Genomic DNA, 18,354 nt, shown 5'->3' on the forward strand with positions numbered 1-18,354 from the left:
CGGCTTACTCCGCCGCCTCGCGCGCGAAACCTTGCGCGACGGCGGAACATTCCGCCATCACCGCCGAGGCGCGCGCGACCGGATTGGTGAGGTAAAAGTCAGCGATGGCCGGAGTGAAAGGCACATTGGCAAAGTCGCCTCCCGCCGCCGCCAGTGCCTGCGTGTCGAAAGGCGGGGGCGCGGCAATCTCGTCAAGCTCCGCGAAATGCGGATGCGCTGCATAAAGACGCCCGCGCAAGGCTCGCAGGGAATCGAACGGCAATTTGTGTCCGAGCACCTCGGAAAGCGCCCGGAGTATGGCCCAGTCCTCGCGTGCGGCGCCGGGCGGGAAATTCGCGCGATCCGCCAATTGCACGCGGCCCTCCGTGTTGACATAGGTGCCAGTTTTTTCCGTATAGACCGCACCGGGGAGGATGACATCGGCGCGCGCGGCGCCACGATCACCATGCGTGCCTTGGTAAATCACGAAGGCCCCCGGTTCCACCGCGATCTCGTCGGCACCGAGAAGGAAGAGGACGTCGAGCGCCCCGCTTCTGGTCATGGCCTGTGCGTCGATCCCACCCTGCCCCGGCACGCAGCCGAGATCGAGGCCGCCGACGCGCGCCGCCGCCGTATGCAGGACAGCAAAGCCATTCCAGCCCCCGTTGAAAGCGCCCAGCGCCTGCGCCGCCTGCGCGGCGAGCGCGAGGATCGCCCGCCCATCCTGACGCGCGAAGGCGCCTTGACCGATGAGGACGATCGGCTTTTCGGCTTTGAACGGTAAATTTCCAGCAATCGAAGCCAGCGTTTCAGGTCCCGCCCCAAGATACGCATAGTCATAGGTGAGATCGACTTTCTCGCCGATGACGGCCACAGGAAACCCGCCCCTCAGCCAGCGCTTGCGGATGCGCGCGTTCAACACCGGCGCTTCCTTGCGCGGATTCGAGCCGATGATGATCAGGCCATCCGCCTCGTCGATGCCAGCGACCGCGGGATTGAAAATGTAGCTAGCCCGGCCAAGCGAGGGATCGAGTTTCGCGCCATCTTGCCGGCAATCGATTGAGGCGGCGCCGAGGCTTTGCATCAGGAGCCGCAGGGCGAATATTTCTTCAACGGCGCATAGGTCACCAGCGATGGCCCCAATCCGTGCCGGAGATGCCTGTTTGATCTTGGCCGCGATCGCCTCGAAAGCCTCTTGCCAGGACGCTTCCCGCAATTTGCCGTTTTCGCGCAGATAAGGCCGGTCGAGACGCTTGGTCTTCAGCCCATCGACAATTTGGCGCGTCTTGTCGGAAATCCACTCCTCGTTCACCGCATCGTTGATGCGCGGCAAGATGCGCATCACTTCCCGCCCGCGCGTATCGATGCGGATCGACGAGCCGAGCGCATCCATGACGTCGAAGGATTCGGTTTTGACAAGTTCCCAGGACCGCGCCTTGAACGAATAAGGTTTGGGCAGCAACGCGCCGACCGGGCAAAGATCCGCGACATTGCCTTGCAGCTCGGAGCGCATCGCGGTTTCGAGATAGGTGGTGATTTCCATGTCTTCGCCGCGGCCGGTCGCGCCCATGTCGCCGGTCCCGGCGACTTCCGCCGTAAATCTCACGCAGCGCGTGCAATGGATGCAGCGGTTCATCGAGGTGCGTACCAGCGGCCCGATATATTTGTCCTCGACGGCGCGCTTGTTTTCGGCAAAGCGCGAGGAATCGACACCGAACGCCATCGCCTGATCCTGCAGATCGCATTCGCCGCCCTGATCGCAAATCGGACAATCGAGCGGATGATTGATGAGCAGAAATTCCATCACCCCTTCACGGGCCTTTTTCACCATGGGGGATTTGGTGAGAACCACGGGCGGCTCGCCGTTCGGGCCGGGACGCAAATCCCGAACCGCGACGGCACAGGAAGCGGATGGTTTCGGTGGTCCGCCCTTGACCTCGACAAGGCACATTCGGCAATTGCCGGCAATCGAAAGGCGCTCATGAAAGCAAAAACGCGGAATCTCAGCGCCCGCCTCTTCGCACGCCTGGAGCAGCGTATATTCCGGCGGGACGTCGACTTCGACACCATCCACGATGAGTTTGCTCATGCCATAACCTCAATGCGCTGGTTCGACGAGATCGAGACGCCGCTCGATCCGGTCCAGCCGCGCCTCAACTCGATCCAACCGGCGATGGATGCCAGCTTGCCCTTCTTCGAGGTTCGTGATGCGAACCTCGCGGACATCTTCGATCACGCGATCAATTTTTTCATCAATGCGACGAATATAGACGAGAACCATATTGTCGGGCGCCTCGGCCATCCGCATTTACTCCGCCGCAACGCCAAAATCTTTGATCGGCTCCGAATGCGGATTGGCGGTATATTGGTCGATCCGCCGCTCGATCTCCGGCCGGAAATGCCGGATCAGGCCCTGCACCGGCCAGGCTGCCGCATCGCCGAGCGCGCAGATCGTGTGGCCCTCGATTTGGGTGGTGACTTCGAGCAGCATATCGATCTCACGCTTTTGGGCGCGGCCCTCCGCCATGCGGGAGACCACGCGCCAGAGCCAGCCGGTGCCTTCGCGGCATGGCGTGCATTGGCCGCAGCTCTCATGCTTATAAAAATAACTGATCCGCGCGATCGCCCGCACAATATCGGTTGATTTGTCCATCACGATGACGGCGGCGGTGCCAAGTCCTGATTTCAAATCCCGCAAGGTGTCGAAATCCATCGCCGCGTCGATAATTTGATGGGCCGGAACGAGAGGCACGGAAGAGCCTCCCGGGATCACGGCCAGCAAATTGTCGGTGCCGCCGCGAACGCCGCCGCAATGCCGGTCAATCAATTCGCGGAAGGGAATCGACATGGCCTCTTCCACATTGCACGGCTTGTTGACGTGGCCGGAAATACAAAAAAGCTTGGTCCCCGCATTGTTTTTTGCGCCGAAGCTCGCGAACCACGCGGCACCGCGGCGGAGAATATCTGGCGCGACAGCAATCGATTCCACATTGTTGACGGTCGTCGGGGATCCGTAAAGGCCCATATTGGCGGGGAACGGCGGCTTCAGCCGGGGCATGCCTTTCTTGCCCTCAAGCGATTCCAGAAGCGCGGTTTCCTCGCCGCAAATGTAAGCGCCCGCGCCGTGATGAACGTAAATATCGAAGGGCCAGCCGTGCCGGTTGTTCTTGCCAATGAGCTTTGCCGCATAGGCTTCGGCGATGGCGGCCTCAAGACGCTGACCTTCCAAGATATATTCGCCGCGAATATAAATGTAACAGGCATGCGCCTGCATCGCGAAGCACGCGATGAAGCAACCCTCGATCAAAAGCTGCGGATCGTTGCGCATGATTTCCCGGTCCTTGCAGGTGCCGGGCTCCGATTCATCGGCATTGACGACGAGGTAGGACGGCCGCGCCGGATCGGGTTTCGGCATGAAGGACCATTTGAGACCCGTCGGGAACCCGGCGCCGCCGCGCCCGCGCAGACCCGAGGCCTTCATCTCGTTGATGATCCACTCCTGGCCCTTGTCGATCAATTTCTTCGTATTGTCCCACGCCCCGCGCGCGAGGGCGCCCTTGAGCCGCCAATCGCCAAAGCCGTAGAGATTGGTGAAGATGCGGTCCTTGTCTTCAAGCATCTCGCATGACCCTTAGGATTGGTTTGAACCGAGCGAACTTAAAGGACCGCTGCGGCCGTCCGTGCCGTAGAAGGATGTCAATGACGTAAGGCCGCCCGCCGGTTCGGAGGTCACGCGGCCTTGCTGCGAGCCAATCATCACCGGGCGCCCAGCGGCCAGATCGTCGAGCAATGTCACAAAATTTTCCGGTGTGAGATCCTCATAGTAATCGTCGTTGATCTGGACCATCGGGGCGTTGCAGCAGGCGCCCAGGCACTCGACTTCGACCCACGAAAACAGGCCATCCGCCGTCACTTCGCCTTGTCCGCCAATCCGTTGGAGGAGAATGTTCTTGATCCCGTCGGATCCTGCAAGAACGCAAGGCGTCGTGCCGCACATTTGGACGTGGAACTTGCCGACTGGAGAGAGATTGAACATCGTGTAGAAAGTCGCGATTTCGAGCACCCGGATGTAAGGCATGCCGAGCTTTTTGGCGACTGCCTCGATCGCTGGCTTCGGCAGCCAATAATCATTTTGCTTTTGCGCCAGCCACAGAAGCGCGATCACCGCGGAAGCCTGTCGGCCGTCTGGATATTTCGTAAGGATCTCCGCAGATTTCTCCTCGTTTTCGAGAGTAAAGGCGAAGGAATTGGGCTGCTGGTCGGCAAGTCGGCGAACGGACATGGGTTCAGCTCTTCAATGTCATGGCGGAGGGAGCAGCGTTTTCCGTCATATCCCGGTTCCGCAAAGTTGCAATTGTCGCGGCGTCAGTTGGCGGCATCACCGGTCAACCTCACCGAAAACGATATCGATCGAACCCAAAATCGCGCTGACATCGGCAAGCATCGATTTGCGGCAAAGGAAATCCATCGCGGCCAGATGCGCGAAGCCCGGCGCTCGGATCTTGCAGCGATACGGCTTATCGGTGCCATCCGAGACGAGGTAGACGCCAAACTCCCCCTTTGGCGCCTCGACCGCGCAATAGACCTCGCCGGCCGGCACATGGAAGCCTTCGGTATAGAGCTTGAAATGATGGATCAATGCCTCCATCGAACGCTTCATTTCCGCGCGAGACGGCGGCACAACCTTGCCATCCTTCGCGGCGACAGGCCCCTTGCCGCCAGGCCCCGAAAGCTTTTCGACGCATTGCTTCATGATCTTGACCGCCTGGCGCATCTCTTCCATGCGGATGACTTGCCGGTCGTAATTGTCGCCATGGCGGCCGACCGGAATGTCGAAATCCATCTCCTCGTAGCATTCATAGGGTTGCGACTTGCGCAGATCCCACGCCGCGCCCGAGCCGCGCACCATCACCCCGGAAAAACCCCAGCGCCAGCAATCCGCGAGACTGACGATGCCGATATCGACATTGCGCTGTTTGAAGATACGGTTTTCAATGAAAAGCGCCTGCAAATCATCGCAAAATTTTAAGAAAGGATCGCACCAGGCGCCGATGTCATCGAGCAACTCCTGGGGCACATCCATATGCACGCCGCCGGGCCGGAAATAATTGGCATGCAAGCGGGCACCCGACGCCCGCTCATAAAAAATCATGAGCTTTTCGCGCTCCTCAAAGCCCCACAGCGGCGGCGTCAAGGCGCCCACATCCAGGGCCTGCGTGGTCAGGTTGAGGAGATGCGAGAGAATCCGGCCGATCTCGCAAAACAAAACCCGCAGCAGCTGGCCGCGGCGCGGAACCTCAAGGCCGAGCAGTTTTTCGATGGCTAGGCAAAAGGCATGTTCCTGATTCATCGGCGCGACATAATCGAGCCGGTCGAAATAAGGCACATTCTGCAAATAGGTGCGCGCCTCCATCAGCTTTTCGGTGCCGCGATGGAGAAGGCCGATATGCGGGTCAACTCGCTCGACGACTTCGCCGTCTAGCTCGAGAACCAGGCGCAAAACGCCATGCGCGGCCGGATGCTGCGGCCCAAAGTTGATCGCAAAATTGCGGACCGGATTTTCGCTCATCTTGATTTCAATCCGCGGCGTTCGTCATTGCGGCTTGTCCTTAGCTTTCTCATCGCCAGGCAAAACATAGTCGATCGCGCCCTCCCAGGGCGACAGGAAATCGAACGTGCGGAATTCCTGAGTGAGCTGAACCGGCTCATAGACGACACGCTTCTGCTCATCGTCGTAGCGCACCTCGACATAGCCCGTCATCGGGAAATCCTTGCGCAGCGGGTGGCCATCAAAGCCATAATCGGTCAACAGCCGCCGCAGATCTGGGTGGCCTGCAAAAACCACGCCGAAAAGATCGTAAGTCTCGCGCTCGAACCAGTCGGCGGCGGGATAAAGGCCGGTGAGCGAGGTAACCGGTGTCATCTCGCCCGTCTCAACCTTGACGCGGATGCGGCGGTTGTGCCTTGGCGACAGAAGATGGGTAACAACGTCGAAGCGCTTCTCGCGGGACGGATAATCGACGGCGGTGAGATCGATAAAACACACGAAGAGACAGTTTGGATCGTCCCGTAGATAGGTGACGGTCTCAATGAGGCGGTCGGCCTCGACCGTCAGGGTCAATTCGCCGAAAGCGGTCGAGTGTCCGCTAATGGCACCAGGCAGAGCCGCCGCTATTGTCTCGCTGAGTTGCTGCAAACCACTGTCCATCTTAAGTTTTCCGGTTGTGTCCTTAAGAAGATTTGGAAAAAAGCCAACTTGCCGCCCTCCGGCAGCAAGCCTCGATCCATTTCCCAAAGCCGAGGCGGGTTACCGCTCAATTGTACCTGTGCGGCGGATCTTTTTTTGGAGGAGCAAAATGCCATAAAGGAGCGCTTCCGCCGAGGGCGGGCAGCCGGGAACGTAGATGTCGACGGGCACAATGCGGTCGCAGCCGCGCACGACCGAGTAAGAATAGTGGTAATAGCCGCCGCCATTGGCGCAGGAACCCATGGAGATGACATAGCGAGGCTCCGGCATTTGGTCGTAGACCTTGCGCAGAGCCGGCGCCATTTTGTTGGTGAGGGTGCCAGCGACAATCATCACATCCGACTGGCGCGGCGAGCCGCGCGGCGCGAAGCCGAATCGCTCGACGTCATACCGCGGCATCGAGGCCTGCATCATTTCGACGGCACAACAGGCGAGTCCGAAGGTCATCCACATAAGGGAACCCGTGCGCGCCCAGTTGATGAGCTCATCCGCCGTGGTTACGAGAAAACCCTTATCGGCAAGCTGATCATTGAGTGAAAGAAAGTATGGGTCGGCTGCCGCACTCGGGGCGGCGGCGCGGGGCGAGATCAATCCCATTCGAGCGCTCCCTTCTTCCATTCATAAACGAAACCAATCGTAAGAACGCCAAGAAAGATCATCATCGACCAAAATCCGAAGGCCCCGGCTTCGCGAAACGCCACGGCCCAGGGAAACAAAAACGCGACCTCAAGATCGAAAATAATGAAAAGCAGCGACACCAAATAGAAACGCACGTCGAATTGCATCCGCGCATCGTCAAAGGCATTGAATCCGCATTCATAGGCTGAGAGTTTTTCCGGATCCGGCGCCTTGAAAGCCGCAAGGAAAGGCGCCAGCAGGAGGGCACCCGATATGACGGCGGCCACCGCCATGAAGATCGCGAGCGGCAAATATTGGTCGAACAGCATGAATTGGCTCGGTCTTGGACTTGCGCAGGATCGGGGCGCCCAGAAGCCGCTTGCTTCGCCGCCCGAGCGATCCGTACCGCAGCGCAACGGGCGGCGCAAGAGGCGTTTGAAAAAGGGCCGCGCCGAAGCTCAGTCTTCGTGAGAATCGGCGCCGGGCCAGGTGCCTGGTCGCGAGGATACGAGATCGCCAAGGTGCCATTCGACCTGACCCGCAAGCTTCAGGGCAAGCAACGCCGCCCTCACCTCTCGGGCGGAAGTCTCCGCCAGGCGGGCGAGTTCGTCCACCGGCACCGGAACCGGTCCGAGAAGGGCGGCGAGCCGCTGCTCGATTGCCTCCGGGCGCCCGGCGGGCTTGTCCGCCGCCCCCTCAGCGCTTCCGTTCGTGGTGAGTGGCTGGGTGGCATCGGTCTGACGGGGCGAATCTGCTGGAATGGAAACCGCGTCCGCCGTGTCGGTTAGGTCGAGTTCGTCCCACAAAGGCTCATAGGGAACGCCCTTTGGGCCGGATTCGAAAAAGCCCGCATCCGGCTGTTCGCGCGACAAATTCTGCGCCGCCAGGGCGTTCGTCACATCTTCGGCCTTGGTACAGAAGGTCGCGCCGTCGCGCAGCAGATCATTGGCGCCTTCCGCCCGCGGATCGAGCGGCGAGCCCGGCACGGCAAAGATTTCGCGTCCTGCTTCAGCTGCGAATCGCGCGGTGATGAGCGAGCCGGACCGGCGTGCCGCCTCGACGACGACAACTGCCCGGCAAAGGCCCGCAACAATGCGGTTGCGGCGAGGAAAGTCGCGTCCCCGCGCCTCCCAGGCGAACGGCATTTCGCTGATCGCCGCGCCGTGTTCAAGGATGAGTTCGAGCAAGGCATCATGTTCGGCGGGGTAGATTTTTCCCAAACCGCCCGCCAGGACTGCGATGGTTCCGGTCTCAGCCGTAGCCTGATGCGCCTTGGCGTCGATTCCGCGCGCGAGACCGGAGACAATGACATGCCCAGAGCGGGCAATTCCGCGCGCAAGCTGGGATGTGATCGCCAAGCCGGCCGCGGACGCGTTGCGGGCGCCAACAATCGCGATTTTCGAGCGGCGAAGGCTCAAAAGATTGCCGCGCACCGCGATTATCGGCGGCGGCGAAGGGGTGCGCCGCAGGAGAGCAGGGTAATCGGGTTCACCAATCCCAATGAAACGGGCGCCCGCCTGGTGTGTCGCCTCGACCTCGCGCTCGACCTCGTCCATCGTCGCAATGCGGATCGGCCGGCCGGTCTTGCCGCTCGCGATCAGGGCTGGAAGAGCTTTGAGCGCCGCGCCCGCACTCCCATGCCTCTCAAGCAGAATACGAAATGTCCGGGGGCCAATATTTTCGCAGCGCAGGAGCCGCAGCCAATCGAACCGTTCACCGTCATCGAGGGGCGAAAGCGCTTCTAAGTCAAGCGGAGGGCCGTCCATTAAGTTTTCCCGATTCGGGATTCAGTCCCAGCCAGGAGCCGCGAAATATTCGGGCGATGCTTGGCCCACAGAAAAATCGCCATGAGACCGAACATGAGGGCGGCGGCGTTTTGGCCCATGACCAGGAGAACGGCCGGGGTCAACGCGCTCGCAGTGAGAGCGGCGGCCGACGAGTAGCGGGTGAGGAAGGCGACCACCAGCCAGACGATGGCAAAGGCGAGCCCCGCCGGCCAGGCAGCGGCGAGAAGGCAGCCCAAAAAGGTCGCCACCCCCTTGCCGCCCTTGAAACCGATCCAGACCGGGAACAAATGACCCAAAAATGCCCCGAGAGCGGCAAAAAGCTCGGCGGGTCCGGGCATGAAATGGGCAACGATCAAAACAGCGGCCGTTCCCTTGAGAAGATCAAGGAGAAGAGTCAGCGCGGCCAAATCCTTGCGGCCGGTGCGCAGAACATTGGTCGCACCAATATTGCCGGAGCCTATGGCGCGCAGATTCGTGGTGCCTGCCAAGCGAGTCAAAATCAGGCCAAACGGGATCGCGCCGCAGACATAGCCAATGAGAAACGCAAAAAGGTCTTGAAACACGCAGGCTACCATCGAAGCGAGAAAGCGGCAGCCTAACTATTTGTCGGCCGCGCGGCAACCAAGGGCGCGCCAAATATGGCACACCCATGGGCCGAAGTATCACTTTTTCAGTTGATTCCAGCAGCTGGCGGGACGGCTCGCTTGACCAACCCCCTCGCCCAGCGTAACCACATAAGCGGGACACCTTTCCCCAACGAAAGGCGCACATCTGGGAGGATGTATATCGTGGTGGCAACCTATCCCGCCGTGCGCCCCGCGCGGCCGAATTTTTCTTGCGGCCCTTGCGCCAAGCATCCGGGCTGGCAACTTGAAAATCTGCAAGGCGCGCCCTTTGGGCGCTCGCACCGGGCCAAGGCCAGCAAGGCCAGACTGAAGCTCGCGATCGATTTGACCCGCGACATTTTGCAGGTGCCGCGCGATTACCGGATCGGCATCATCCCTGGCTCGGATACTGGTGCTGTCGAGACGGCTTTATGGTCGTTGCTCGGCCAGCGCGGCGTCGATGTCTTCGCTTGGGAGTCCTTCAGCGAGGGCTGGGTTATCGACATCGTCGAGCACCTGAAGCTGCCGGATGCCCGCGCCTTTGTCGCGGATTATGGGAAGATCGCCGATCTCGCGAGCGCCAATTTCGACCATGACGTCGTCTTCGCCTGGAACGGAACGACATCGGGCGTGCGGGTTCCCAATGCCGATTGGATCCCCGCCGACCGCAAAGGCTTGACGATTTGTGACGCGACGTCCGCCGCTTTCGCCCAAAATCTCGATTGGGCAAAGCTCGATGCCACGACGTTCTCCTGGCAGAAAGCGCTCGGGGCCGAAGCCGCGCATGGCATGTTGATTCTCTCGCCCCGCGCGGTGGAACGGCTGGAGAGTTTTACGCCGGACTGGCCGGTGCCAAAGCTTTTCCGCCTGACGCAAGACGGCAAATTGAATGAAGCGATTTTTGAGGGTGAAACCATCAATACGCCTTCCCTGATGTGCGTGGAAGATTATATCGACGCTCTGAACTGGGGAAAATCGCTTGGCGGCCTCAAGGCTCTTATCGCGCGCGCCGATGCCAATTCGGGGGCACTCAGCAAATGGATCGAGCGGACTCCTTGGGTGGACTTCCTTGCCAGCGATCCCAAGGTCCGGTCGAATACCAGCGTCTGTCTCAAAATTGTCGACCCTGCCGTCGCCGCTCTGCCGCTCGCGGCCGAGTCTGCCTTTGCCAAATCCATCGAGAATTTGCTCGAAAAAGAAAACGCCGCCTATGACATTGGCGCCTACCGGGACGCGCCGCCCGGCCTTCGCATCTGGTGCGGAGCGACGGTCGAGACGAGCGATATTGAAGCGCTGACCCCTTGGCTCGATTATGCCTTTGCCCAAACCAAGGCGGCCCTCGCCAAGGCCGCTTGATTTCCGGCGGTCCCGCAACAGGGCGGCGATAGGATCGCCCTGGCGTTGAAAAGGATCAGGTTCAAGAACGCCAACGCAAGTTAGGCCCGGTGACCATGTTTTCTCCGGGCCGTAACGGCATTTCGCGCCGGTAAAGCATCTCATCGCGTCAATACATCGTCCGTAAAGGGGAGAGAGTCCGTGGCTCCACGTGTATTGATTTCCGACGCCTTATCTCCCGCCGCCATTGCCATCTTCAAGGAGCGCGGCATCGAGACCGATTTTCAGCCGGGTCTCGGCAAGGACAAAGAGACGCTCGCCAGCATCATCGGCGGGTTCGATGGCCTTGCCATTCGCTCGGCAACGAAAGTCACCGCCAAACTTCTCGAACGGGCAGCCAAGTTGAAAGTGGTTGGGCGCGCCGGGATCGGCGTCGACAATGTCGATATTCCCGCCGCCACGGCGAAGGGAATCATCGTGATGAATACGCCGTTTGGCAATTCTATCACCACCGCCGAACATGCGATCGCGATGATATTCGCGCTTGCGCGGCAGATTCCCCAGGCCGATCTCTCGACCCAGGCCGGCAAATGGGAAAAGAACCGCTTCATGGGGGTCGAGATCACCGGCAAGATCCTGGGCCTCATCGGCTGTGGCAATATCGGATCGATCGTCGCCGAACGCGCAATCGGCTTGCATATGCGCGTCCTCGCCTATGATCCTTTCCTTTCACCCGAACGCGCCCTCGATCTTGGGGTCGAGAAAGCCGATCTTGAAACAGTGCTCGGCCGCGCCGATTTCATCTCCTTGCACACCCCGCTGACGCCACAGACAAAGAATATTTTATCGGCGGAAAATCTTGCCAAGACCAAAGCCGGCGTACGAATCGTCAATTGCGCGCGCGGCGGGCTCATCGACGAAAAGGCTCTGCGCGAATTTCTCGATAGCGGTCATGTCGCGGGCGCGGCGCTCGACGTGTTCGTGACGGAACCCGCAACCGCCAACCCGCTGTTCGGGCATCCGAATGTCGTGTGCACGCCACATCTTGGCGCCTCGACCAGCGAGGCGCAGGAGAATGTCGCGCTGCAAGTCGCCGAGCAAATGTCGGATTATTTGATCCGCGGCGCGATCTCGAACGCGGTCAATTTTCCTTCGATTACCGCCGAGGAAGCGCCCAAACTCAAGCCCTTCATCGCGCTTGCCGACCGTATCGGTTCGTTCGCCGGGCAACTCGTCGATAGCGGCATCAAGCGCGCGGTGATCACCTACGAGGGCGATGTGGCGGGGCTGAAAACGAAAGCGCTCACTGCTTCGGTGATCGCCGGGCTTCTGCGGCCCTTGCTTGCCGACGTGAATATCGTTTCGGCGCCGGGCATCGCAAAGGAACGCGGGATCGCGATCGACGAAGTGACCCGCGCCGCCGAGACGGATTATGAGTCGGTTATTACCCTATCCGTCGTGACGGAACAGCACGAACGCTCGATTTCCGGGACCGTCTTCCACGACGGCAAGCCGCGCGTCATTTCTATCAATGGGATCGAGGTCGATGCGGTCGTCGCCCCCGTCATGATTTATGTCAGCAATGAAGACAAGCCTGGCTTCATCGGCCGTTTCGCCAGCCTGCTCGGCAATGCCTCGATCAATATCGCGACCTTCGCGCTTGGCCGCGACCGCGAGGGCGGCTCCGCGGTTGCTCTTGTCGAGGTGGATGGCGCCGTCGCCGAAAAGGTGCTTGGCGCGATAAAGACGCTGCCCGGCGTCAAGGAGGTCAAGGCCCTGGCGTTTTGATTCGCGATCGCGGCGGACCGCCATATGGCCAACCCCGAAAGCAACGGCGCAAATCTGCCCTCTACGAGGCTCCCTGCCCCTGCGGTGCGCAAACTGTGGCAAAAGCGCATCGGGGTCTGGCAGAATGGGCTTGGACATTGAGACTGATGTTGCAAAATTAATTTTGCGGCGCACCTTGCAAGTCAACCAATGGCTTCGCTGGGAGATATGCAATGCCCCGTTCGCTCAAATCAATTCTGGTGCCGGCTCTCTGCGCCAGCACTTTTCTCGGCTTTGCCGGTTCGGTTGCGCGCGCCGCCGATGTTCCGCCGCCGCCACCGCCGGCCAATTGGTGGGATACGTTGACGGTCTCCGGCTCGGTCGAGGCCGGAATTACGTTCAACCCTGACAGCCCGGGCGATGGGCTAAATTTCGGGCATTTGTTCACCGACAAGGCCAACCAGCCGCTCTTGAACCAAGTGCTTTTGACCATCCAGCGGCCGCTCGATCCGAAAGCCACGGATTATGATTTCGGCTTCAAAGTGCAAGCCATGTACGGGACCGACGCGCGCTACACCCATTACCTTGGCGAGCTCGATTACATCATCAATGATTGGAGTCAGATTACCCCCGTCGAGGCTTGGGGCATCGTGCATCTTCCCTGGCTGTTCGCCGGCGGCATCGACGTCAAGGCCGGCCAATATGTCACCTTGGAAGGCGCCGAGACGATCGACCCGACCACCAATTACCTCTACTCGCATTCCTACATCTTCAACTTCGGCATTCCGCTCGTCCACACCGGCGTCATGACGATTTCGCATGTCGATCCGATGGTCGATATTTATTTGGGCGTCGACACCGGCGTCAACACCACCTTCGGCAACCGGCAAGGCGACAACAATGGCGCCGCGGCATTCCATGGCGGCATCGGGTTGAACCTTCTCGACGGCGCTCTCACGATCCTGGCGACCACCCACATCGGGGCGGAAAATCCCGACACCCCGGGGGTTGCCTTGGCGTGCGCCTGCAACCCGAACAACGCCCTGCGCTATCTCAACGACATCACGGTGACCTGGAAGCCGACCGACTATCTCACCTTCATCACCGATGGCAATTTCATTCGCGATGACGGGTTCAACGCGACCGGTTACGGTGTCGCCCAATATGGCATCTTGAAGGCCAACGACTGGCTGTCGTTTGTCGGGCGGGCCGAGATTTGGCGCGACAACAACAACTTCTTCGTCGCGGCGTTCCCCGGCAATTTCGACTTCGTCAATGTCGAATATGGGTTTCCGAACACGGCGGTCTTCGCCCCCGCGCCGACGACCTATCTGGAGCTGACGGCCGGCCTCAACATCACGGTGCCGATCCCCGACGGAACGCCGGTGCTGAAGGGCCTGCTGTTCCGGCCGGAGGTTCGTTATGATTCCTCGCTGAACGGCACGACGCCTTTCGGCGGCGGCAGCGGCATCATCGGCATCCCGGGAACCCCCGGGTTCGGCGCCGGCACCAAAAGCTCGCAAGTCACCTTCGGCGGCGACGTCGTCGTCAAGTTCTAAGCCGGCCGGCCTCAACGCCGGACACTCAAAACACATCGCCGCCTGGCCCCACGGTCAGGCGGCTTGCTTTTGAATGAGGCCGCAATCAAGATCACCGCGAAAGGCGGGCTCTGCCTTTACATATTGACAACAGTTAAACTTAGAAGGTTGACGGCAGCCAACTTTTATCACAAATTTTCTGAATGAACATCGCTCTCGAAGAACACTGCATCGTGCCGTGTCTTTCCGGTTACCTCGAACGAGCGATGCCAAAGGTTTCGCCGGGAGCCCACAAACAGCTCATGGCGGCATTGGCGGATTTCGGCGACGTAAGGCTCGCCGCGATGGACGCAGGCGGCGTCGCCTTGGCAGTCCTGTCGATTTCCGGCCCCGGCGTTCAAGCCGAACCCGATCCAGCAGTCGCGATCAAGCTGGCCAGGGAAGCCAATGATCTCCTCGCCACGGAAGTGCAGCGCCGGCCGGAGAGCTATGCCGGCTTCGCCCACCTCGCCATGCAGGACGCGGCCGCCGCCGCCGCCGCCGAAGAACTGGAGCGGTCTGTCCACGATCTTGGCTTCGTTGGCGCAATGGTGAACGGCCACACCAACGGCATCTACCTAGACGATCCGCGCTACGCACCATTTTGGGAGCGGATGCAGGCACTCGACGTGCCGCTTTATCTCCATCCGGGAGACAGCTATGAGCTGCCCTACGTCCTGAAAGGATGCGACGAGCTGTTAAAGCCCACACGGGAATGGACGACGGAGACGTCGACGCATTTCCTGCGTCTGATCTTCGCCGGGGTTTTCGACCGCTACCCGCGGCTCAAGATCATTCTCGGACATATGGGAGAGACGCTCCCCTTCATGCTGTGGCGGCTCGACAGCCGGGCCGCGTTTATTTATGGCGGGCGGCCGCTCAAGGAGCCGCCTTCGGCCTATTTGAAGCGCAATCTCTATGTGACGACGTCCGGCCAATGCTCCAATGTCCCGCTGATGGCGGCGCTCACGGCGCTCGGGGACGCTCACGTGATGTTCTCCATCGACTACCCTTACGAGAATTCCGCGGTGGCGCGGCGCTTCATCGAAAGCGCCGCCATCCGGGACACGGTCCGCGCCAAAGTAAGCCGTCTCAATGCCATGCGCCTCATGCGGCTGGCGGCGTAACAGGAATCTTCCACCGCAGTCGAACGCACCCCGGGGCCGGCCGCCCTTCGAGCCGGAGAGACGTGTTATGATTCCAACTCAAGCCGCATGGCACAAAAGGGAGGGACGATGACAAACTCGCCGCGGGATGCCCGCAATCCTTCCCGCCGCGCGGTGGTGACGCGCGGGGCTGCTTTGCTCGGTGCCGCCAATCTCCTGCCAGAAATTGCCGCAACGGCACAGGCAGCGCCCGCCACCGCCCCTGACGCGCCGCCCGGCGGTTACAATATTCTTTTCATCCTGGTCGATCAGGAGCACTTCTTCGACGCTTGGCCGGTTCCGGTCCCCGGCCGGGAGTGGATCAAGAAGGCCGGTATCACTTTCACCAATCATCAAGCGGCATCCTGCGTCTGCTCGCCGGCGCGCTCGACCATCTATACCGGTCAGCACATCCAGCACACCGGCATCTTCGACAATGCCAATTCGCTTTGGCAGGCCGATATGTCGCCGCAGGTGAAAACGATCGGCCACCGCATGGCGGCGCTCGGTTATCACGCCGCCTATCAGGGCAAATGGCATCTCAGCATCAACCTCGATCAGGTCAAGGAGGCCATCGACGCGCCATTTCTCACCTATCGCAAGATCATCGAGTCCTATGGTTTCGAGGATTTCTTCGGCGTCGGCGACATCAATGACAGGACACTTGGCGGTTACAATTTCGACGGCACAACGACGGCGTTCGTCACGCGCTGGCTGCGCACTAAGGGCGAGGAATTGAGGGCTGCGGGCAAGCCGTGGTTTCTGGCTGTCAACTTTGTCAACCCGCATGATGTGATGTTCGTCGATTCCGACTTGCCCGGCGAAACGGTCCAAGGAAAAGCGGCCGCCTTTCCAATCGCCCGGCCGCCCGACGACGACATCTACCGGGCCGATTGGAACGTCGCGCTGCCGGCGACCCGAGGTCAGCCGTTCGACGCGCCGGGGCGCCCGCGTGGCCAGAAAATTTATCAGGAGGTGCAGGACGTCCTTGTTGGCGCATGGCCAAACGAGGATCGCCGCTGGCGTCTCCTGCGCAACTATTACTACAATTGTATCCGCGACTGCGACGCGCAGGTCGTGAGCGTCCTTGATTCGCTGAAGTCCAACGGCATGGACAAAAACACCATCATCATATTCACCGCCGACCACGGCGAGCTTGGTGGCAATCATCAGATGCGCGGCAAGGGGAACTGTGCCTATAGGCAGCAGAATCACTTGCCTCTCATGATCGCGCATCCGGCCTATCCAGGCGGCAAGAGCTGCCAGGCGGTCACCTCGCAGATCGACCTCGTACCAACTCTGCTGGCGCTCACCGGCGCCGCTCCCGAAGATGTGCGAAAAGCCTGGGCTGGTCTTAAAGGGCGCGATTTTTCGGCCCTGATGACGGCGCCCGAAAAGGCGGCGTTCGATTCACTGCGGCCCGCTTCGCTCTACAATTACAACATGCTGTCGTTTCAAGATGCCAAATGGGCGCAAAAAATGTACGAATATTTGAAGGAGTCGGCGGCACCGGTGGCCGACAAGATCAAAAGACTGATCAAGGTCGAGCCCGACTTCCACGATCGCTGCGCCATTCGCAGCGCATTCGATGGACGCTACCGCTTCAGCCGGTATTTTGCACCACTCGATTTCAACACGCCGGCGACGTATGAGGACTTGATCGCTCATAATGATCTGGAAATTTACGATCTACGGGAAGATCCAGAGGAGATCAACAACCTCGCAACGGGTGCCGCCAACCATGATCTTATTATGGCGATGAACGAAAAGCTCAACGCGCGCATTGCCGAGGAAGTGGGCGACGACGATGGCAGCTTCCTGCCGATCCGCGATGGCAAATGGTTCTTTCCGCCTAGGTCGAAACGCTAGGCGGTAGAGGCAAAGCCCAAAGATCCATGGACTCACCCTGCCGCTTTACAAATAACTCAGCCACCAATCCCGACGCCGCTGCTTCACGCCAGCGAACCACCTGCAAGCCGGGTAAAGAGCTGCCATGATGAGAATCCAGGCCGCATAGGTGCCAGCTAGGCTAAGGCCAAGCCCCTCAGGCGGGGCCTCCCGCGCGCCGAATCCGCGCAATTGGCTAAAGTCAAAGCCTTCGGCAAGCCAGAGAGCGACGGCCACAGCATGCGCGGCATAGAGGTGCAGCACGTAAATGAAAAGAGGCACCCGTCCGAATGTCGCGAGCACTTCACCGGCGTCGCCTCCAAGCTTCTCCATGGCCGGGAGCAAGAGAAATATCGGCCCTAGCGTGACAAGCGCATAAAGCAACGACGGCGGATACTTGGTTACGTTGAGCATCGAAAGCCCAGTCATGATGGCGCCGCCTTGCACGCTCCAAGGGCGTGGATCGCCATAAAAATTCGTTCCACGCAGCAGCAGGAATAGCGCAATCGAAGTCAGCCCTAGAAGCCTGAACCAACGACCGCGTTGCTCCGCAGGTTCCTGGAAGAGATACCCCATCCCGTAGCCTAGGGTTATGATGCCAATCCATGGGAGCACGGGGTAACTAATGCTTCCGTGCAGACCCCAAGGCAATGCACCCGGTTCATGGAGGAAATTCCACAGGGGCGCCCATTCCCCGAACTCCGGCGGATGCACATGATCGAACAAATTATGGCTAGCCAGGATCAGTCCTCCAAGCAGCAGCACGGCACGCGTTGGCAGCCAAACCAGTCCAGCGAGCGCGATCATGCTGAAGCCAATGGCCCACAACGTAGCAAGGTCAAAGCTGCCGAGTTCAAGCCCCCATATCGGGCTCACCAGAAAGACATCGAGAAGGATTAGCCCCGCTCCGCGAGTCAACAAGAAGCGCGAGAGCGCCCATCTGTCATCAAGTTTCGTTCCATGCAGGAATGCCGATACGCCCGCGAGGAAGACAAAGGCAGGTGCGCAGTAGTGCGTGACAAAGCGGGTCAGGAACAGCGCTGGATAAGTGTGGGCGAGTTCCGTTGGCTCGAAGCGCAGCGCATCGGCATTAAAGAAATCGCGCACATGGTCGAGCGCCATCAGGAGGATGACAAGCCCCCGCATCCGGTCGATCCCCGGCAGCCGGGTATCCGCCGGTGCGGGGGAAACTGTTATGATGGGACGCATATCTGCGTGATCAATCATTTACGCTAACGAAATCCCTCCCCGGCTGGCAGCACCATTGCGCCACTATTTCATACCTCTTGACGGCCCGTAAAGCCGCCCCACCCGGCTTGTTTGCCCGTCGATGGAAGGAAAAATCATAGAATGCCAGCGGCATCTCACGATTTTTTGAGCCCGCCAGCAGCGTTGTCACACTTGGCC

At 60.1% G+C, this 18,354-nt stretch carries 16 protein-coding genes; 5 read left to right on the forward strand and 11 right to left on the reverse strand.

The features are described 5' to 3' along the window. Positions 1–4: 4 nt before the first annotated feature. The 10 genes from nuoG to plsY all read right to left on the reverse strand — a co-directional run bounded on the left by nuoG (position 5) and on the right by plsY (position 9,194). Complete coding sequence (gene nuoG / locus QEV83_RS06010; RefSeq protein WP_280130320.1) at positions 5–2,068, reverse strand: NADH-quinone oxidoreductase subunit NuoG; 2,064 nt, start codon at positions 2,066–2,068, stop codon at positions 5–7. 9 nt (positions 2,069–2,077) lie between these two features. Further along, positions 2,078–2,281, reverse strand: a complete 204-nt coding sequence (locus QEV83_RS06015) for a hypothetical protein (protein WP_280130321.1) — start codon at positions 2,279–2,281, stop codon at positions 2,078–2,080. Between the two features lie 6 nt (positions 2,282–2,287). Next, on the reverse strand, positions 2,288–3,598 hold the full coding sequence (nuoF, locus tag QEV83_RS06020; RefSeq protein ID WP_280130322.1) for an NADH-quinone oxidoreductase subunit NuoF: 1,311 nt from the start codon (positions 3,596–3,598) through the stop codon (positions 2,288–2,290). Between the two features lie 12 nt (positions 3,599–3,610). Then, entirely contained in the window at positions 3,611–4,261 is a 651-nt protein-coding gene (nuoE, locus tag QEV83_RS06025) for an NADH-quinone oxidoreductase subunit NuoE (protein ID WP_280130323.1), read from the reverse strand. A 96-nt stretch (positions 4,262–4,357) separates the two neighbouring features. Further along, positions 4,358–5,548 (reverse strand): NADH-quinone oxidoreductase subunit D, encoded by a 1,191-nt coding sequence (locus tag QEV83_RS06030; protein WP_280130324.1) that lies wholly within the window; start codon positions 5,546–5,548, stop codon positions 4,358–4,360. A 24-nt stretch (positions 5,549–5,572) separates the two neighbouring features. Further along, positions 5,573–6,187 carry an NADH-quinone oxidoreductase subunit C gene (locus QEV83_RS06035; RefSeq protein ID WP_280130325.1) on the reverse strand — a complete coding sequence of 205 codons (615 nt, stop codon included), beginning with the start codon at positions 6,185–6,187 and terminating at the stop codon, positions 5,573–5,575. A gap of 99 nt (positions 6,188–6,286) precedes the next feature. Beyond that, complete coding sequence (locus QEV83_RS06040) at positions 6,287–6,823, reverse strand: NADH-quinone oxidoreductase subunit B family protein (protein ID WP_280130326.1); 537 nt, start codon at positions 6,821–6,823, stop codon at positions 6,287–6,289. Continuing rightward, entirely contained in the window at positions 6,814–7,173 is a 360-nt protein-coding gene (locus tag QEV83_RS06045; RefSeq protein WP_280130327.1) for an NADH-quinone oxidoreductase subunit A, read from the reverse strand. Before QEV83_RS06045 ends, QEV83_RS06040 begins: the two co-directional genes overlap by 10 nt. Before the next feature lie 129 nt (positions 7,174–7,302). Then, complete coding sequence (gene dprA / locus QEV83_RS06050) at positions 7,303–8,610, reverse strand: DNA-processing protein DprA (RefSeq protein WP_280130328.1); 1,308 nt, start codon at positions 8,608–8,610, stop codon at positions 7,303–7,305. Further along, positions 8,610–9,194, reverse strand: a complete 585-nt coding sequence (gene plsY / locus QEV83_RS06055; RefSeq protein ID WP_280130329.1) for a glycerol-3-phosphate 1-O-acyltransferase PlsY — start codon at positions 9,192–9,194, stop codon at positions 8,610–8,612. Before plsY ends, dprA begins: the two co-directional genes overlap by 1 nt. Positions 9,195–9,410: 216 nt before the next feature. On the opposite strand from plsY, the gene QEV83_RS06060 reads away from it, so the two are divergent. The 5 genes from QEV83_RS06060 to QEV83_RS06080 all read left to right on the forward strand — a co-directional run bounded on the left by QEV83_RS06060 (position 9,411) and on the right by QEV83_RS06080 (position 16,929). Next, on the forward strand, positions 9,411–10,592 hold the full coding sequence (locus QEV83_RS06060) for a phosphoserine transaminase (RefSeq protein ID WP_280130981.1): 1,182 nt from the start codon (positions 9,411–9,413) through the stop codon (positions 10,590–10,592). A 180-nt stretch (positions 10,593–10,772) separates the two neighbouring features. Further along, entirely contained in the window at positions 10,773–12,359 is a 1,587-nt protein-coding gene (gene serA / locus QEV83_RS06065) for a phosphoglycerate dehydrogenase (protein WP_280130330.1), read from the forward strand. A 212-nt stretch (positions 12,360–12,571) separates the two neighbouring features. Continuing rightward, positions 12,572–13,897: an outer membrane beta-barrel protein gene (locus QEV83_RS06070; protein WP_280129336.1), complete on the forward strand. Its 1,326-nt coding sequence runs from the start codon at positions 12,572–12,574 to the stop codon at positions 13,895–13,897. Between the two features lie 182 nt (positions 13,898–14,079). After that, positions 14,080–15,042 carry an amidohydrolase family protein gene (locus QEV83_RS06075; protein WP_280130331.1) on the forward strand — a complete coding sequence of 321 codons (963 nt, stop codon included), beginning with the start codon at positions 14,080–14,082 and terminating at the stop codon, positions 15,040–15,042. Between the two features lie 108 nt (positions 15,043–15,150). After that, positions 15,151–16,929: a sulfatase-like hydrolase/transferase gene (locus QEV83_RS06080; protein ID WP_280130332.1), complete on the forward strand. Its 1,779-nt coding sequence runs from the start codon at positions 15,151–15,153 to the stop codon at positions 16,927–16,929. Positions 16,930–16,974: 45 nt separating this feature from the next. Here QEV83_RS06080 and QEV83_RS06085 read toward each other — a convergent pair whose 3' ends face one another. Continuing rightward, positions 16,975–18,174 (reverse strand): heparan-alpha-glucosaminide N-acetyltransferase domain-containing protein, encoded by a 1,200-nt coding sequence (locus QEV83_RS06085; protein ID WP_280130333.1) that lies wholly within the window; start codon positions 18,172–18,174, stop codon positions 16,975–16,977. Positions 18,175–18,354 lie beyond the last annotated feature (180 nt).

This window comes from Methylocapsa sp. D3K7, from assembly GCF_029855125.1.
Lineage (GTDB): Bacteria > Pseudomonadota > Alphaproteobacteria > Rhizobiales > Beijerinckiaceae > Methylocapsa.

Coding starts and splice junctions, on each gene's coding strand:
- QEV83_RS06075 (WP_280130331.1), top strand. CDS start 14,080: ATGAACATCGCTCTCGAAGAACACTGCATCGTGCCGTGTCTTTCCGGT.
- QEV83_RS06045 (WP_280130327.1), bottom strand. CDS start 7,173: ATGCTGTTCGACCAATATTTGCCGCTCGCGATCTTCATGGCGGTGGCC.
- nuoF (WP_280130322.1), bottom strand. CDS start 3,598: ATGCTTGAAGACAAGGACCGCATCTTCACCAATCTCTACGGCTTTGGC.
- QEV83_RS06015 (WP_280130321.1), bottom strand. CDS start 2,281: ATGGCCGAGGCGCCCGACAATATGGTTCTCGTCTATATTCGTCGCATT.
- QEV83_RS06040 (WP_280130326.1), bottom strand. CDS start 6,823: ATGGGATTGATCTCGCCCCGCGCCGCCGCCCCGAGTGCGGCAGCCGAC.
- QEV83_RS06080 (WP_280130332.1), top strand. CDS start 15,151: ATGACAAACTCGCCGCGGGATGCCCGCAATCCTTCCCGCCGCGCGGTG.
- nuoE (WP_280130323.1), bottom strand. CDS start 4,261: ATGTCCGTTCGCCGACTTGCCGACCAGCAGCCCAATTCCTTCGCCTTT.
- nuoG (WP_280130320.1), bottom strand. CDS start 2,068: ATGAGCAAACTCATCGTGGATGGTGTCGAAGTCGACGTCCCGCCGGAA.
- dprA (WP_280130328.1), bottom strand. CDS start 8,610: ATGGACGGCCCTCCGCTTGACTTAGAAGCGCTTTCGCCCCTCGATGAC.
- QEV83_RS06030 (WP_280130324.1), bottom strand. CDS start 5,548: ATGAGCGAAAATCCGGTCCGCAATTTTGCGATCAACTTTGGGCCGCAG.
- QEV83_RS06085 (WP_280130333.1), bottom strand. CDS start 18,174: ATGATTGATCACGCAGATATGCGTCCCATCATAACAGTTTCCCCCGCA.
- QEV83_RS06035 (WP_280130325.1), bottom strand. CDS start 6,187: ATGGACAGTGGTTTGCAGCAACTCAGCGAGACAATAGCGGCGGCTCTG.
- QEV83_RS06070 (WP_280129336.1), top strand. CDS start 12,572: ATGCCCCGTTCGCTCAAATCAATTCTGGTGCCGGCTCTCTGCGCCAGC.
- QEV83_RS06060 (WP_280130981.1), top strand. CDS start 9,411: ATGTATATCGTGGTGGCAACCTATCCCGCCGTGCGCCCCGCGCGGCCG.